Genomic DNA, 15,980 nt, shown 5'->3' on the forward strand with positions numbered 1-15,980 from the left:
ACCATCCTTGACATGGCGCGCGCGCGACCGCATATGAATTCCTGACAGAAAAGGTGTGCCAAATGTTCATTCAGACCGAATCCACGCCCAATCCGGCGACGCTGAAATTCCTGCCCGGCCAGGCCGTGCTCGATGCGGGCACCGCCGATTTTCCGACTGCCGACGCCGCCGCGAAATCGCCGCTGGCGCGCCGGGTCTTCGATGTCGACGGGGTGACCGGGGTTTTCTTCGGCACCGATTTCGTGACCGTCACCAAATCCGACGCGGTGGAATGGGACCATATCAAGCCCGCCCTGCTCGGCGCGATCATGGAGCATTTCCAGTCCGGCGACCCGGCGATCGAGGGTCAGCAGGCCGGGGGCCATGAAGCCGGCGACGGCGAAAATGCCGAGCTGGTCTCGCAGATCAAGGAACTGCTCGACACCCGCGTGCGCCCCGCCGTGGCGCAGGACGGGGGCGATATCACCTTCCACGGCTTCGACCGTGGCGTGGTCTATCTTCACCTGCAAGGCGCCTGCGCGGGCTGCCCCTCGTCGACGCTGACGCTGAAAATGGGGATCGAGAACCTGCTCAAGCATTACCTGCCGGAAGTGACCGAGGTGCGGGCCGTTGCCCCCTGAGCCGGTGATCCTGGCATTTGACACATCGGCCGCGCATTGCGCGGCCGCTTTGCTTGCGGGGGGTGAGGTCGTTGCCGAACGGCGCGAAGACATGGCCCGCGGGCAGGCCGAACGGCTGATGCCGCTGCTGGAAGAGTTGTTGGCGGAAGCGAAGACCGGCTGGGCCGATCTCGACGCGGTGGCGGTGGGGATCGGCCCCGGCAATTTCACCGGCATCCGCATCGCCGTCAGCGCCGCGCGCGGGCTGGCGCTGGGGCTGGGCAAGCCCGCCGTGGGGGTCTCGACGCTGGAAGCGCAGGCCGAGGGCGTGGCCCGCCCCTGCCTTTCGCTGCATGATGCACGCCGGGGCATGACCTTCGCCCAGGTGCTCGGGCCGGAGGGCGCCGACGCGCCCGGGATCGTGACGGACCCGGAGAGGCACCGGCCCGATCTGCCCCGCGCGCCCATCGCCGATCCGGCCACGCTGCCGCCGGCCATGGCCCGCATCGCCGCGCGCCGGCTTGCCATGGGCGGAACGATCCCGCGTCCGGCGCCGCTCTACATTCGCGGCGCCGATGCCGCGCCGCCCAAAGACCCGGCCCCGGTGGTCCTGCCATGACGCCCGACGCCCTCGCCACCCTCCATGCCGCCGCCTTTATCGAAAGCCGGGCCTGGAGCGCCGAGGAGATCGCCGACATGATCGCCGGGCCCGGCGGCTTCGTGGTCACCCGGCCCGGCGGCTTCGCCATCGGGCGGGTCATCGCCGACGAGGCCGAACTGATCACCATCGCCGTGGCCCCCGAAACACAGCGCAGGGGCACCGGCCGCGCCCTGCTCGCCGATTTCGAGCGGGGGGCATTGGCGCGCGGCGCCGACACCGCCTTTCTCGAAGTGGCTGCCGACAACGCGGCGGCCTGCGCCCTCTACAGCCGCGCGGGCTGGCGGCAGACCGGGCGGCGCGCCGGATATTACCTCCGTCCCTCGGGCACCGTCGACGCGGTGACGATGGCAAAGCCGCTGGCCCCGGAGACCGGCGGCGGCTAGGCTCGGGGCCTGTCCCACCCAGACCGGAGCCCGCCATGACCGACGCCGCCACGCTCGCCCGCATCATCCACGACAAGGCCGGGCCGGAGGCCGTTGCGCTCGGGCTCATCCTCGGCTCGGGGCTCGGGCATCTGGCCGGGATGGTCGAGGGCGTGGCGATCCCCTATGCCGATCTGCCCGGCTTTCCGCAGCCCTCGGTCTCGGGCCACAATCCCAAGCTGATGGTGGGCACGCTGTTCGGCGCCCGCGTGGCACTGTTCGGTGCGCGCGAGCATTACTACGAGCATGGCAACCCTGCCGGGATGCGCCTGCCCATCGAGGTGCTGAAGGCGCTCGGCGCCGACACGCTGATCCTCACCAACGCCGCCGGGTCGATGCGGGCTGACATTCCGCCGGGCGAGCTGATGCTGATCGAGGACCATATCAACTTTTCCGGTCTCAACCCGCTGATCGGCGAACCCACCGATGCCCGCTTCGTGCCGATGAAGGACGCCTACGATCCCGCCCTGCGCGCCCGGTTTACCGAAGCCGCCGCCGCCGAGGGCATTGCGCTCATCCCCGGCACCTATGCCTGGTATTCCGGCCCCAGCTTCGAAACCCCCGCCGAGATTCGTGCGATTCGGATGCTCGGCGCCGACGCGGTGGGCATGTCGACCGTGCCGGAGGTGATCCTGGCCCGCTTCCTGGGGCTGCGCGCCGTGGCGGTTTCGGCGATCACCAACATGGCCGCCGGGCTTTCGGACGAGGCGATCAGCCACGATCACACCAAGGCGATGGCCCCGCTCGGCGCGGAAAAACTCCAGCGGCTTCTGGCGCGCGTGCTCACACAGCTGTGACCCGCAGGCCGGGCCGCTCCGAAGTGTCGCACCCTTTTCCCCCTTTCGCCCGGCGCGTTCCGGCGTTAGGCAGCGGCGTATATTCGGGAATCCAAATATGCACAGCTACCTGCCCATCGGCGAAATCTCTGCCTCCGTTCCGGTCCTGCTCGGGCTGGGCGCGCTGGTCGGGGTGCTCTCGGGGCTGTTCGGGGTGGGCGGCGGGTTCATCCTCACGCCGCTCCTGTTCATGATCGGCATCCCCTCGGCCATCGCGGTGGGCACGCAGGGCAACCTGATCGTCGGCTCGTCCTTCTCGGGCCTGCTCGCCCACCTTCAGCGCAAGACGGTTGATTTTCCGATGGGCATCGCCCTGCTCGCGGGTGGAATCGGCGGCTCGTTCCTCGGCGTGCGGCTGTTTCACTGGCTCACCCAGCTCGGCCAGATCGACCTGGTGATCAAGCTGTCTTACGTTGGCCTGCTCGGCTCGATCGGCGCGATGATGATGATCGAGGCGGTCACCGCGCTGCGGCGGCGCCGGACCGGCGGCAACGTCACGCTCAAGCGCAAGCACCATAGCTGGATCCAGGGCCTGCCGCTGCGCTACCGGTTTCGCACCTCCGGGCTCTATATCTCGGTGATCCCGCCGATCCTCGTCGGCATGCTCGTCGGCGTCATGGCCGCGATCATGGGCGTGGGCGGCGGCTTCATCATGGTGCCGGCGATGATCTACCTGCTCAACATGCCGACGAAAACGGTGATCGGCACCTCGCTGTTCCAGATCACGATCCTCGCGGGCTTCACCACCCTGATGCAAGCCACCACCAACTACACGGTGGATTTCGTCCTCGCCTTCTACCTGCTGATCGGCGGCGTGGTCGGGGCGCAGATCGGCACCCGACTCGGCGCGAAGCTCGACGCCGAGACACTTCGGGTGCTTCTGGCCGCGCTCGTGCTGGCCGTCAGCGCGAAGATCGGTGTAGAACTCGTTCTGAACCCATCCGAGTCCTATTCCATCATGAATATGTGAAGGAATTGAAATTGCTGAAAGAAACCCGAAAACGAACGATTGTTCCGCAAAATCTTTCGCTGGCGATCATACAAGCCCTCTAGACATATTCAATTGTTTGCAGCAATACCCCAACATGCAGATTTACCTTCCCATCGCTGAAGTATCGGTCAACGCCTTCCTGCTGCTTGGTCTCGGCGGGCTTGTCGGCGTCCTCTCGGGGATGTTCGGCGTGGGCGGTGGCTTCCTGATGACCCCGCTTCTGTTCTTCATCGGCATCCCGCCCGCCGTGGCGGTGGCCACCGAAGCCAACCAGATCGTGGCCTCGTCCTTTTCCGGCGTGCTCGCCCATCTCAAACGCAAGACCGTCGACATCAAGATGGGGGTCGTGCTGCAGGTCGGCGGCCTCGCCGGCGCCTTCCTCGGCATCCAGGTGTTCAACTACCTCAAGGCGATGGGCCAGGTGGACCTGCTGGTCAAGCTGGCCTACGTCGTCTTCCTCGGCGTTGTCGGCGGGCTGATGTTCATCGAATCCGTGCGCGCGCTGATGAAATCGCGCGGCGGCAAAACCGTGTCCACCCGGCGCAAGCACAACTGGGTACACAACCTGCCGTTCAAGATGAAGTTCCGCGCCTCGGGCCTCTACATCTCGGCGATCCCGCCGCTGATGGTGGGGGTGCTCGTGGGTATCCTTGCCGCGATCATGGGCGTGGGCGGCGGTTTCATCATGGTGCCCGCGATGATCTACATCCTCGGGATGCCCACCAAGGTGGTTGTCGGCACCTCGCTGTTCCAGATCATCCTCACCACCGCCTTCACCACCATGATGCACGCCACGACGAACTACACCGTCGATGTGGCGCTCGCGGTGCTGCTGCTCGTCGGCGGCGTGATCGGCGCCCAGATCGGCACCCGCATCGGCGTGAAGATGAAGGCCGAACAACTGCGCGTGCTGCTCGCCATGATGGTGCTTGCCGTCTGTATCAAGCTCGGCCTCGACCTGCTGCTGATGCCGTCCGAACTCTACAGCCTTGGCGCCGGGGGGCACTGATATGACACGTTTTCTGACACTGCTCGCCACCCTGCTCGCCCTGGCCCTGCCGGCCAAGGCCGAGGAAATCGTTGCCGGCCTCAGCCAGAACGCCGTGCAGATCACCGCCACCTTCGTCGGCTCCGAGATCCTGATTTTCGGCGCGGTGAAGCGCGACACTCCGGCCCCCGAGGGCGATCTGGGCGTGGCCGTCGTGATCGAGGGCCCGTCGCATCCGATCACCGTGCGCCGCAAGGAAAAGCGCATGGGCATCTGGGTGAATACCGATGCCGTCGAGGTGAATGCCGCCCCCTCGTTCTACGCCGTCTCGACCTCAGCCCCGTTCAACGAGATCATCTCGGAGGAGGTGGACAGGGCGCGTCACATCTCGATCCCGGAATCGATCCGCATCTTCCATTCCGAAGACGTGGCCGACCCCGACAATTTTGCCGAAGCCGTGATCCGCATCCGCGAGAATGACGGGCTCTACACGATGGAGGAAGGCGGTGTGCGGGTGACCGACAACACCCTGTTCGACACCCATATCGAGCTGCCGGCGAACCTGACCGAAGGCAATTACCGCGCCCGGATCTACCTCACGCGCGGCGGCGATATCGTCTCGAACTACGTCACCAATATCGACGTGCACAAGGTCGGGATCGAGCGCTGGCTCTACAATCTGGCCCACGAACAGGCGCTGCTTTACGGCCTGATGTCGCTTGCCATCGCCGTGGCCGCGGGCTGGGGCGCGTCGACCTTCTTCCGGGTGTTCTTCCGCAGCTAGCCGGCCTTGCGGATGATCTCCGCCGCCGCCTGCGCCAGCGTTTGCCCGGTCAGATCGGGCAGATCGAGCGTCAGCAGGCGCGGCGCCTCGTCACGCGAAATACGCCGGTAGCGCGGATCGTAGTGCTCGGCGATGAGCTCAGCGGCCATCGGCGCGAATTCCCCCGCCGCCGCCTGTGCCCGCCAGGCATCCACCCGCGCATGGCCGTGATAGCGCACGAGCTTGTCGAGCACCGCGCCGAGCCGGGCCGGATCGGCCACCATGTCGGGATACTCCGCCACCAGATGCGCCGCCCGCGCCGCCAATGGCGCCGCGACCTCCACCCGCGCGGCCGTGATCATCTGCTTCCACAAAGACGGCGGCACGATCAGCCCGCCGATCTTCGAGCTTTCCGCCTCGACAAAGACGGGCCGCGCCGGATCGAGCCCTGCCAGAGCCATCGCGAGGCGCGATTCGAAGGCTTTCTGATCCGGTTGCGCCTCGCCCATCGGGCCAAACACCGAGCCGCGATGCTCCGCCATCGCCTCCAGGTCCACCACCTGCCCGCCCTGCGCCGCGATCTCGTGCAGCAGACGGGTCTTGGCCGTGCCGGTGCCGCCGTCGACGATCACCACCCGCGGCGCCAGCGGCGCGCGGTAGAGCGCATCGACCACAAGCGCGCGGTAGGCCTTGTAGCCGCCTTTCACCGTATCGACGCGCCAGCCGATCTCGCGCAGGATCGCCGCGAACGACCCCGACCGCTGCCCGCCCCGCCAGCAATAGACCAGCGGCCGCCAGCCGCCGTCACGATCCGCCAGCGGGCCCTGCAGGTGCCGCGCCGCATTCTGCGCCACCAGCGCCGCGCCGATCTTGCGGGCCAGAAACGGCTCCTGCTGAACATAGATCGTGCCCACCCGCGCACGCTCCTCGTCCGACAAAACCGGCAAGCTGATCGCGCCCGGCATCCGGTCTTCGGCGAATTCCGACGGCGAGCGGACGTCGATGACCTCGTCGAACGGCAGGGTGGCGAAATCGGTGAGCGCGGTGAGGGTGATGGGCATTGGTCAGGTCTTTCTCGGCTCGGCAAGTCCTAGCGCGGCCCGGCGGCGCACACCAGTGCCCGCTTCCCGGCCCATCCCGGCTCTGCTATGCCGCATGGAAAGGAGACCGCCATGCATCTGCGCCAACTCGCCCTCGCCCTCACCCTTGGTACCCTGGCTACAACGCCGGCACTCGCCCAATCCGCCAATGCCGGCGGCTGGACGCTTGTCTCGGTCGGTGGCGTGGCTGCAGAGGAAGGCGGCCGGATCGCGTTCGCGGCCGATGGCGCCGTCTTCGGCACAACCGGCTGCAACCGTTTCACCGGCCAGGTCGTTGCCGCGCCGGGCGTGCTCTCGTTCAACACGCCCTTCGCGGTCACCCGTATGGCCTGCCCCGGTGCCCTGGGCGAACAGGAAACCCAGGTGCTCAACGCGCTCACCGGCACCGTCGCCGTGGCCTTCGACCCGGTTGCAGACCGGATGATGCTGATCCCGGCAAACGGCGGGCCGGTGCTTGGGCTGACCAGAGCCGACTGACCCTCGCGGTGGTCGCATTGGCACAGGTGGCCAGGCCAGATACAGAGGTCGGAGCTTCTTTTCCCAGTGTGACCTGCGCCTATCGGCGCTTCAGGCAAGATGAGACCAATGACAGAAACAACCCTTCAGGCGCTGGTTCTTCCTGAACAGGAGATATCGACCGAGACGGCGCTCTATTTCCGACCCGATGGTGAGGTGGTGCACCAGAGCGAAAGCGGGCACCTGCATCTGTCACAAGGCGCGCGCGTTTCCTTCGACACCTATTTCAACGCTTTCGACAGTGCCGAATGGCAGGATGCCTGTGGGCTGGAGAGCCTGGCATTCGATCTCAGGGGCACCGGGCAGGTGATGCTGAGGGTGTATCAGGTGCGGCCGAATTTGCCGGTCATGCCGACGGGCGGAATTCCCTCGGTCGCGCTTGAGACGGAGCTTGTGCTCTCGCCCGAGGGGCCGCACATCGTCGACCTGAGCGAACTGGCGACGCACCAGGGGTTGCGCCTTCTCTATCTGGAGATCGAGGCCAAATCGGCGGCAACCATCACCGATGGCCGCTTTGTCACCCGCGACAGGCCGGTGCGCAGGCCGAAGCTTGCCGTCTCGATCACCACCTTCAAACGGGAGCCCGAAGTTCAGGCGACAGCGCGCCGGCTCAGCGAATTTCTTACCACCTACGAATTCGCAGACCGGATCGCTGTGCAGATCGTCGACAATGGCATGTCGGCCCGGATCGAGGAAACGCCAGGGCTTCGCTACATCACCAATGCCAATCTGGGCGGCTCCGGCGGCTTTGCCCGGGGGATGATGGAGGCCCGCGCCAGCGGCGCCACGCATTGCCTGTTCATGGACGATGACGCCTCGTTTCACATGGAGAATATCCGCCGCACCTTTGCGCTGCTCTCCTTCGCCTCCGACCCGACCACCGCCATAGCCGGCGCGATGATCACCAACACCCGCAAGTATGAGATGTTCGAGAACGGCGCGATCTTCGACGGAATCTGCCGCCCGCAGAACATGCACACCGACCTGCGCGAACAAAAGAAACTTTTCAAACTGCTGTTCCGCGCCGCCAAGCCGTTGCCTCATAACGCCTATGGCGGCTGGTGGTATTTCGCCTTCCCGCTCGACCATGCGCGGCACTACCCCTTCCCCTTTTTCGTGCGCGGTGACGACAGCGGCTTTGCCTTGGCAAACCAGTTTCACATCCGCACGCTGAATGGGGTCGTGTCGTTTCAGGACTCCTTCGGGGAGAAGGAAACGCCGCTCATCAACTACCTCGACGCCCGCTATCACCTGATGCATCACCTGGTGTTTGAGGGCCTTGAGCGCGGTGCTCGGCGAACCGCGTTGGTCCCCCTGCGTCTGATCGTAAAATCCCTCGTGCGCTTCCACTACGAAGCCGCCGAAGCGCAATTGCTTGCGATGCGCGATGTGATGGCGGGCCCCGACTTCTTTCTTGAAAACGCCGATATGTCGCAGCGGCGCCAAACGCTCGGCGCGCTCCATGTGCACGAGAAATGGGCCCCTCTTGACGCACGCCCCACCCGCCTGCGCAAGCCCGGCCACCTGACCGACCGGCTCTGGGCTCTCACCCTCAACGGCCACTTCATTCCCTTCTTCGGGCGCTTCGGCGCACGGCGGGTGCTGCGCCTGTCGATGCGCGGGCCGAACTGGCCGATCTGGGGGGCGCGGGAGATCACCTATGTGAACCGGGCGACGAAGATGGGCTATACTGTCCGGCTCGACCGCAAGCGCGGGCTGGCGTTGCTGGGGCAGGCGATCCGACAGGCGCGGGCGCTTGTTCGGGCCTATCCCGATCTGGTCGCCGAATACCGGGAGCGTTACGCCGAGATGACCAGCGAAGAAACCTGGCGCAAGCTGCTCGGCCTCGACGAAGACCGCGACTGACCGGTTCGGCGCAGCGAACATAACGCGATCAGACCACGCAATACGGCTTTCCTTGCCGGCACTGTTCCATTATGAAATCAGTTGTTCAAATATGCGCAAATCAATTCTCCCATGACCTCTGACGATACACCCGAAAAATCCCGCCCCGAATATTCCGTTCCACCCGTCGAGCGGGCATTCCGGCTGTTGCGCCATATCGCGGCGGGCAACCGCTGCCGCAACATGAACCAGACCGCCAAGGATATCGGCATCAACCGCACCACGCTGATCCGCCTTCTCGCCACGCTGGAGGCGGAGCGGATGATCGACGCGGTGCCCGATGGCGGCGGCTACCGGCTCGGCACCGGGCTTATCACGCTGGCCTCGCAGGCGCTGAACGAGCGCGGGCTGGTGCCCACCGCGCGCCCGGTGCTGCGCAAGCTGGTCGAGGAGCTGAACCTCTCGGCCCATCTCGGGGTGCGGGACGGGCGCGATATCGTCTACCTTGCGCGCGAAACGCCGAACTCCCACCTCGCCAGCATGGTGCGCGAGGGCACGCGGCTGCCGGCCCATGCCACCACGATCGGGCGCATCCTTCTGGCCTCGCTCAGCAACAGCGAGCTCAATGAGCTTTATGCCGGGCATCCGCTCGAAGCCTTTTCCGACAAGACGCGCACGTCGCTGGAAGACCTGCGCGCGCAGTTGGAAAACGACCGCACGCGCGGGATTTCGTGGAGCGTGGCAAATTTCGAGCCCGATATCGGCTCGGCCGCCGTCACGGTTTACGACAACCAGGGCAGTGCGATTGCGGGGATCAACGTCACCGGTCATGCCAGCACCTTCTCGCCCGACAACCCGATGGTGGGGCGGATCGAGGCGACGCTGAAGGAGGCGGCCCGGGAAATCTCCGAGGCGCTCGGCTATCGCGGCTGGGGTGCCGACCAGATGTAGGGCCGGTCAGGCGTAGGTGTAGCCAAAAGCCATCTCGATATCGCCGGGCCGCAGGGGCACGTTGCCCCGCCGCGCACCGCGCAGCCACAAGCGGCCATGCACCTGGGTGCCGTCGAGATCGGTCGTGGCGGGCAGGGCCGCGTCATGGCACCAGAGGCCACCCATGAATTCGCTCTGCGCAAGGCTGGCCGCGCCTGCCACCTGCGCCGCTTCGAGCGAGCAATTGCCGTTGCAGGTAACCTTCGCCGCCTCGAACCCGTTGGCGAAGCGGGCACGGTCGAAACGGGCGATGCCACGAAACTCGGCCTCGCCGAACCGTGCAGCGCCCGAAAACCGCGCATCCTCGAAGCGGGCATCCGACGAGAACACCGCGCCATCGAACCGCGCGTCGCCGCCGAACTCGGCGCCGATAAACCAGCTCAGCCCGTCGAACCGCGCGCCGCGCGCGTCGAGGCCCTGCGCAAACCGCGCGCCGGAGAAGTCCACCCCCGACAGGGTCAGGCCGGAAAGATCGAGCGGCCTGTCACAGGTGATCCCGGCGAAGGGGCTGTGGCTGCCATGGCGATAGGGTTCGCACAGGACGGCGCGGATCTCGGCCGGATCGGTCATGCCGGCACGCCCAGCTTTTCCTCGACCTCCTCGATCACGGCCTCGGCCCAGGGATAGGCCAGGTCTTCGGGCATGTCCGGCCCGGAGGCATCATGTGCCACCCGCTCGCCGATCTGCACCGCGCCGTGGGCAACCATCAGTTCCGCAAGGTGCTTCGGGCCGCCATTGAAGGTTTCATGATATTCGCTGTCGCCAAGGCCGAAAATGGCGAAATGAATAGCCGAAAGATCGGGTTTGGCGCTGTCCATCGCCTCGGCGAAGGGTTGGGCCGAAGCCGGCAACTCGCCGTCGCCATAGGTCGAGCAGACGAGCAGGTAAAGCTGCGTCGGGTCGAGCGCGGTCGGGTCGGTATCGGCGAGGTTTTCGCAACTCACATCATGCGCGCCTTCGAGCTCGGCCTGAATATCTTCGGCCAGCATCTCGGCATTGCCGGTTTCGGTTCCGTAGAGAATGCTGATCTTCATGCGGTCGTCACTCCTTCGCTGGCGATCCGCGCCATCCCGGCGCGGGTCGTGATCTTGGCGCGGCAGCGCCCCTCGGGCGGTGCGGTGGTCTCGGTGGTGTCGATGCGGCACCAGCCGTCGTAATCCACGATCCCCGACCGGCCGTCAAACAACGCGCGGCCCGGTCTGGCGGGATCGGCGGTAAGCTCGTCGAGGATGCGCGCGGCAAGCGCCTGCGCATCGGCGCGGTTGTCGGGGATCGTGCCGCGCGGCCCGCGGCGGAACCAGCCCGTCGCATAGAGGCCCGGTGCAAGCGCCCCGGCTTCGGCATCGCGGGCCGAAGCGATCAGCGCGTCACGCGGCAGATCGCCGGCGGGGCCGAAGCCGATGGCGGTGAGCACCGAGGTGCAGGCGATGGTCTCGTCGCCCTCCGGCGTGGTGAAGCGCAGCGCGGTGACCCGGCCCGCCTCGCCCAGCACCTCCGCCGGGGTCAGCCCGAAGCGGAAGGTCACCGCGCGCGCGCCCTCGCCGTGTCCGTCGATGGTGGCAAGCGCGTCGAGGCGTTTGGCCTCGTCGGGATCGTCGCTCTCGCCCGGCTCCACCACGCGGATCGTCACGCCGGTCAGCCTGGCCAGTTCCTTGACCATCACCGGATCGAATTTCGCCCGCGCCGCCGGCGAGCGGCCAGTAATCGTGATCGTCTCGATCCCGCTCCCGGCCAGCCAGCCGGTGGGCGCGGGGCCGAGATCGGTGCCGTCAAGCTCGCCCGGCGTTTTCGCGAGCAGGCGCAACAGGTCGATCGCCACATTGCCGTTGCCGACGATCAGCGGATGCGGCCCGAGATCGGGCAGGGCTTCGGCGTCGGGATGCTCGTAGAGCGCGCGGGTGATCCGGCCCGCGCCATAGACGCCCGCCAGATCGTCGCCCGGCACGCCAAGGCGGTTGTCCACCGACATCCCCGCCGCCAGCACCACCGCATCATAGGCCGCGCGCAGCTCGTCGAGGGTCACATCCCGGCCCACGGCCACATTGCCGAAAAACCGCGCGCCCTGCCGCTCGAAGACGCGGGCGAACTGGCGGGTGATCGCCTTGGTGCCCTGATGGTCGGCGGCCACGCCATAGCGCACCAGCCCGTAAGGCACCGGCAGCGCGTCGATCAGATCGACCTCCAGCTCCGGCGCCGCTTTCAGGAGCGACTGCGCGAGGAAGCAGCCCGAGGGGCCGGCCCCGATGATGGCGACCTTGCCGCTCATGGCGTCACCGCAGCGCCCGCCCAGGGCAGGGGCGCACCCGTCAGATCGGTGTAGAAGCTCTTCTGGCGCATATAGGCGCGCAGGCCCTGACGGCCTTTCTCGCGCCCGATACCGCTGGCGCCGTCGCCGCCGAACGGGGTCGAGACCGAGAATTGCTTGTAGGTATTGTGCCAGACCGTGCCGGCGGTGACCGCGCTGCCCACCCGCCAGGCTCGGGGGAAATCGCGCGTCCAGATCCCGCAGGCGAGGCCGTATTCGTTGTCGTTCGACTGGGCGATCACATCGTCTTCATCGTCGAAGGGCAGCACGGCGAGCACCGGGCCGAACACCTCGTCACGGCAGAGCCGGGCGCTGTTGGGCAGGCCCGCGAGGATCGTCGGCAGGTAGAAGCTGCCATTGGCGAAAGCGTCGCCCTCCGGCGCATGCCCGCCGGTGAGCAATTCGGCGCCGTCTTCCAGCGCGCGGGCCACGTGGGCCTCGACCTCGGCGCGGTGATCCATGTGAATGAGCGGCCCCATCTGGGTGGCGTCGTCGAACGGGTGGCCGACCACCAGCCGCTCCGCCGCCGCCACCAGCCGGGTGACAAACTCGTCATAGATCCGGCGCTGCACGAACAGCCGCGAGCCGGCGATGCAGCTTTGCCCGGTGGAGGAGAAGATGCCGTAGAGCACACCGGCAAGCGCCTGCTCCATATCGGCATCCTCGAAGACGATGGTGGGCGACTTGCCGCCAAGCTCAAGGCTCACCGGCATCAGCTTGCCCGCCGCTTTCACGGCGAGCGACCGGCCCGTCTCGGTGCCGCCGGTGAAGCTGACCTTGGCAATGTCGGGATGCTCCACCAGCAGATTGCCGATCTCGCGCCCGGAGCCGGGCAGAACCGAGAACAGGCCCTTGGGCAGCCCGGCCTCATCGACGATCCGCGCCAGCTCCAGCGCCGTAAGCGGCGACCAGGAGGCGGGTTTCAGCACCACGCCATTGCCGCCCGCCAGCGCCGGGGCGACCTTCTGGGCATCCGAGGCGATCGGCGAGTTCCACGGCGTGATCGCCGCCACCACGCCCAGCGGCTCATGCACCGACAGCGTCATCGACGGCCCGCGCCGGGTGGTGATCTCGTCGTCCATCGTTTCCAGCGCCGCGCCGAAATAGCGAAACGTGCCCGCCGCCGAGGCGGCCAGCGCGCCGGTTTCGCGCAGGGTCTTGCCGGTGTCGCGTGACTGGATGCGGGCGATGCGAGCGGCATTCTCCTCGATCCCGTCGGCGATGCGGTAGAGCAGGCGGGCGCGCTCATGCGGCTTCAGCCCGCGCCAGGCCGGATCGGCCTGCGCCGCCTTGGCGCGGGCAATCGCCTCTTCGCCATCCGCCGCGCTCGCGCCCTTGAGCACACGGTTGACGCTGCCATCGGCGGGGAACACCGAGGTGATCTCGGCACCCCGGCCTTCGCGCCACTCGCCTGCGAGGTAAAGCTTGCCGTCGGGCAGATCGGTTTCCACGTCCATATCCTTCATCAGATCACCATCGGGCCAATGCGGTTGCGGATCTCGCGCAGCACCGAATAGATCGTCGCCACGCTGGTTTTGGCGTTGCCCGCCGAGGGCAGGTTTTCGATCTCCACCCGCAGCCGCGCGGCGGGGGATGACAACTCGTAGCCATGCAGATTGCCCGGCGCCGCCGGGTCGGCCACCAGTTCGACGCGGGTGGCATCGAGCCCCGGCCCGGCCAGCGCGAGCGTGGCGGCGACATTGGCGTTTTTCGGAAAGCGGGCAGCCGCTTCGCGGGCGCTGCCGGTGAAGAAGGTGGCCGGTTCGCACAGCCCGGCGAGATCGAGCATCTCGTCTGCCGGGGTGCCGGCCCAGGCGGCCGGCGGCTTGGTGCCGCGATAGGTGAGCGCGACCTCGCCCGAGGCCGAGAGCGCCGAGACCAGGTCGATCCCGCCGACGGCCCCGGCGGGCAGGATCACCCGCGCTCCACCAGCCCGCGCGGCGGCATCGAGCCGGGCATGAAGCTCATCGTCGGCCAAGGCCCCGACCGAGACGACAACCACATCGCGCCCCGCTTCGAGGCAAGCGGGCACGAAGTCGCGCACACCCGAATGCCCGGCGGCCTCGACCACCAGATCGGGGCCTGCCGCCACCAGCGCCGCGGCCTCTTCGACCACGCTGGTTTCAGCCGGGTGATCGGCCAGCGCGGCGCGCGCCGCTTCGGCCCGGCCCGGGCGCACCAGCAGGGTGACGCGCGTCACCGCCGGGGCGCCGGGCGCGGCGAGAAAGCCCATCAGCGTCGCCGCGATATTGCCGTATCCGATCAGGCCGAGATGCATGGGCTCACGCCTCTTTCTGGGCCGCGCCGGCGGGCGGGCCGGCAAAGGCTTCGCCGAACGGGCCGATGACCGTCATATCCACCTCGATCAGCACCGGGCCATCGCCCGCAAGCGCCGCGTCGAGTTCGCCCGCGAAGGCTTCGACATTCGCTACCTTGCGATGCGGCATCCCGATGGAAGCGCAGAAGGTTTCGAACGCCGGCACGGCAATGGCCGAGTAGTGGCGGCGGCTGTCATATTGCGCGTCCTGGATATTCTGGATCACGCCGTAGGCCTTGTCGTTCATCAGCACATAGACCAGCGGCGCGCCTTCATCGACGGCGGTGATCATCTCCGCCAGCCCCAGCATCGTGCCGCCATCGCCGATGAGGGTGACGGCCTTCTGCGCGCCGGTGCAGGCCAGCGCCGCGCCGATCCCCATCGACACGCCCTGCCCGATGCCGCCGCCCAGCGCGTGAACGCCCTGCTCCGGCCGCGCCAGCCGCACATAGCGGTTGCCGAAGGTGGAATTGGAGATCGTCACATCGCGCACCCAGGCATGGCCTCCGGCGGCGACCGCCTCGCTGATCGCATCGGCCACCACGCTGTAGGGCCCGAGCTGGGCGCGCATCCGCCCCTCGGCCCCGGCCCGCGCGCGGGCGATGTCGAAGGTGAAATCGGGGTCGGTGTCGAGCCTGGCGGGCAGTTTGTCGAGCAGGCGCGCCAGCGTGTCGGCGGCATCGCCATGCAGGAACAGATCCACCGGGTAGTTGCGCCCGCCCTGCCCGGCATCGGCGTCGATCTGCATCAGCGGGCGGGGCAGCGGCAGCAGGTTGTTGCGGGTCTCGTTGCCGCGCAGGCGCGAACCCACCACCAGCATGAGATCGCAGCTTTCGTAAAGCGCCACCGCTTCCGGCCCCATGTTGAAGGCGCCGAGATTGGCCGCCTCGTCTTCCGAGACGGTGCCGCGCCCGTTGGTGGAGGTCACCACACCCAGGCCGCGCTTCATCAGTTCGGTCGCTTCCTTGGTCGCCCCACGCGCACCGCCGCCAAGCCACAGCATCGGACGGCGCGCGCGCCTGATCGCCCCGGCCAGCGCGTCGATGGCCATATCGGGCGCGTGCGGGCGCACCGGCTCGGGCGCGAAGACGGCCCCCTGCGGCACGGCGATATGGCGCTGCACATCCACCGGGATCTCAAGGCTCACCGGACCGGCGGGCGCGGAAAGCGCAGCCGAGACGGCGGCGGTCAGCGTGCCCACGGCGCCATTGGCATCCCACATGCGGAACACGGCCTTGGACACACCGCGCAGCATCTCGGGCTGGCGCGGCACATCGTGGATCGCGGCGCGGTCGCGGTCGGCATAGACAAGATCGACCTGGGAGGTGATGTGCAGCACACGGCTGCCCGCGGTCAGCGCTTCGGCCTGCGCGCCGGCGGCATTGCCCGCCGCGGTGCCGGTGGAGGTGATGCACACGCCCAGCCCCCCCGAAACGCGGGCATAGGCATCGGCCATGTTCATCGCCCCGGCCTCGCCGCGCGCGGGCACGAAGCGGATGCGGCCCTGACGCGCCACGGCGTCGAGGATCGGCATGTTGTGGATCGAGATCACGCCGAACATCGTCGTGACGCCGATCTCGGCCAGATAACGGGCGATGTAATCGCCAACGGTCGCGGCATCCGCGATGGTTTCGTGTTTCATCCCCA

General features: G+C 67.4%; 17 protein-coding genes. 10 read left to right on the top strand and 7 right to left on the bottom strand.

The annotated features are described in order from the left end of the window. Window positions 1–62 precede the first annotated feature (62 nt). From QMG28_RS16390 to QMG28_RS16420, 7 genes are all read left to right on the top strand, one after another. The gene (locus QMG28_RS16390; protein WP_281843399.1) at window positions 63–620 is read left to right on the top strand and encodes a NifU family protein; all 558 of its coding nucleotides are present in this window, start codon (window positions 63–65) and stop codon (window positions 618–620) included. Continuing rightward, window positions 610–1,218: a tRNA (adenosine(37)-N6)-threonylcarbamoyltransferase complex dimerization subunit type 1 TsaB gene (tsaB, locus tag QMG28_RS16395; RefSeq protein WP_281843400.1), complete on the top strand. Its 609-nt coding sequence runs from the start codon at window positions 610–612 to the stop codon at window positions 1,216–1,218. Before QMG28_RS16390 ends, tsaB begins: the two co-directional genes overlap by 11 nt. Next, window positions 1,215–1,643 carry a GNAT family N-acetyltransferase gene (locus tag QMG28_RS16400; protein WP_281843401.1) on the top strand — a complete coding sequence of 143 codons (429 nt, stop codon included), beginning with the start codon at window positions 1,215–1,217 and terminating at the stop codon, window positions 1,641–1,643. Before tsaB ends, QMG28_RS16400 begins: the two co-directional genes overlap by 4 nt. Before the next feature lie 35 nt (window positions 1,644–1,678). Beyond that, window positions 1,679–2,479, top strand: coding sequence for a purine-nucleoside phosphorylase (locus QMG28_RS16405; RefSeq protein ID WP_281843402.1), 801 nt, complete (start codon window positions 1,679–1,681; stop codon window positions 2,477–2,479). Between the two features lie 97 nt (window positions 2,480–2,576). After that, entirely contained in the window at window positions 2,577–3,488 is a 912-nt protein-coding gene (locus QMG28_RS16410) for a sulfite exporter TauE/SafE family protein (RefSeq protein WP_281843403.1), read from the top strand. A 115-nt stretch (window positions 3,489–3,603) separates the two neighbouring features. After that, window positions 3,604–4,518, top strand: a complete 915-nt coding sequence (locus QMG28_RS16415) for a sulfite exporter TauE/SafE family protein (protein WP_281843404.1) — start codon at window positions 3,604–3,606, stop codon at window positions 4,516–4,518. A gap of 1 nt (window position 4,519) precedes the next feature. Continuing rightward, window positions 4,520–5,281, top strand: coding sequence for a TIGR02186 family protein (locus QMG28_RS16420; protein ID WP_281843405.1), 762 nt, complete (start codon window positions 4,520–4,522; stop codon window positions 5,279–5,281). Here QMG28_RS16420 and mnmH read toward each other — a convergent pair. Next, complete coding sequence (gene mnmH, locus QMG28_RS16425) at window positions 5,278–6,321, bottom strand: tRNA 2-selenouridine(34) synthase MnmH (protein ID WP_281843406.1); 1,044 nt, start codon at window positions 6,319–6,321, stop codon at window positions 5,278–5,280. The two genes, QMG28_RS16420 and mnmH, sit on opposite strands and share 4 nt — an antisense overlap. Window positions 6,322–6,432: 111 nt before the next feature. Here mnmH and QMG28_RS16430 point away from each other — a divergent pair, with 111 nt between their 5' ends. The 3 genes from QMG28_RS16430 to QMG28_RS16440 all read left to right on the top strand — a co-directional run bounded on the left by QMG28_RS16430 (window position 6,433) and on the right by QMG28_RS16440 (window position 9,672). Beyond that, window positions 6,433–6,837: an META domain-containing protein gene (locus QMG28_RS16430; protein ID WP_281843407.1), complete on the top strand. Its 405-nt coding sequence runs from the start codon at window positions 6,433–6,435 to the stop codon at window positions 6,835–6,837. A 108-nt stretch (window positions 6,838–6,945) separates the two neighbouring features. Next, window positions 6,946–8,742: a glycosyl transferase gene (locus tag QMG28_RS16435; protein ID WP_281843408.1), complete on the top strand. Its 1,797-nt coding sequence runs from the start codon at window positions 6,946–6,948 to the stop codon at window positions 8,740–8,742. A gap of 111 nt (window positions 8,743–8,853) precedes the next feature. Continuing rightward, on the top strand, window positions 8,854–9,672 hold the full coding sequence (locus QMG28_RS16440; RefSeq protein ID WP_281843409.1) for an IclR family transcriptional regulator: 819 nt from the start codon (window positions 8,854–8,856) through the stop codon (window positions 9,670–9,672). A 6-nt stretch (window positions 9,673–9,678) separates the two neighbouring features. Here QMG28_RS16440 and QMG28_RS16445 read toward each other — a convergent pair whose 3' ends face one another. Genes QMG28_RS16445 through QMG28_RS16470 form a run of 6 tightly spaced genes read right to left on the bottom strand, consistent with a single transcriptional unit; the run spans window position 9,679 to window position 15,975 of the window. Continuing rightward, the gene (locus tag QMG28_RS16445) at window positions 9,679–10,281 is read right to left on the bottom strand and encodes a pentapeptide repeat-containing protein (protein ID WP_281843410.1); all 603 of its coding nucleotides are present in this window, start codon (window positions 10,279–10,281) and stop codon (window positions 9,679–9,681) included. Then, window positions 10,278–10,745: a flavodoxin domain-containing protein gene (locus tag QMG28_RS16450; protein ID WP_281843411.1), complete on the bottom strand. Its 468-nt coding sequence runs from the start codon at window positions 10,743–10,745 to the stop codon at window positions 10,278–10,280. The genes QMG28_RS16445 and QMG28_RS16450 overlap by 4 nt, the downstream gene beginning before the upstream one ends. After that, window positions 10,742–11,977: an FAD-dependent oxidoreductase gene (locus QMG28_RS16455; RefSeq protein WP_281843412.1), complete on the bottom strand. Its 1,236-nt coding sequence runs from the start codon at window positions 11,975–11,977 to the stop codon at window positions 10,742–10,744. Before QMG28_RS16455 ends, QMG28_RS16450 begins: the two co-directional genes overlap by 4 nt. Beyond that, window positions 11,974–13,482: an aldehyde dehydrogenase gene (locus QMG28_RS16460; protein ID WP_281843413.1), complete on the bottom strand. Its 1,509-nt coding sequence runs from the start codon at window positions 13,480–13,482 to the stop codon at window positions 11,974–11,976. The genes QMG28_RS16455 and QMG28_RS16460 overlap by 4 nt, the downstream gene beginning before the upstream one ends. After that, a complete protein-coding gene (locus QMG28_RS16465) occupies window positions 13,482–14,294 on the bottom strand; it encodes an aspartate dehydrogenase (RefSeq protein ID WP_281843414.1) in 813 nt (270 codons plus the stop codon). The genes QMG28_RS16460 and QMG28_RS16465 overlap by 1 nt, the downstream gene beginning before the upstream one ends. A 4-nt stretch (window positions 14,295–14,298) precedes the next feature. Next, window positions 14,299–15,975 (bottom strand): thiamine pyrophosphate-binding protein, encoded by a 1,677-nt coding sequence (locus QMG28_RS16470; RefSeq protein ID WP_281843415.1) that lies wholly within the window; start codon window positions 15,973–15,975, stop codon window positions 14,299–14,301. Window positions 15,976–15,980: the final 5 nt, after the last annotated feature.

Source organism: Sinisalibacter aestuarii (assembly GCF_027923545.1).
GTDB lineage: Bacteria > Pseudomonadota > Alphaproteobacteria > Rhodobacterales > Rhodobacteraceae > Sinisalibacter > Sinisalibacter aestuarii.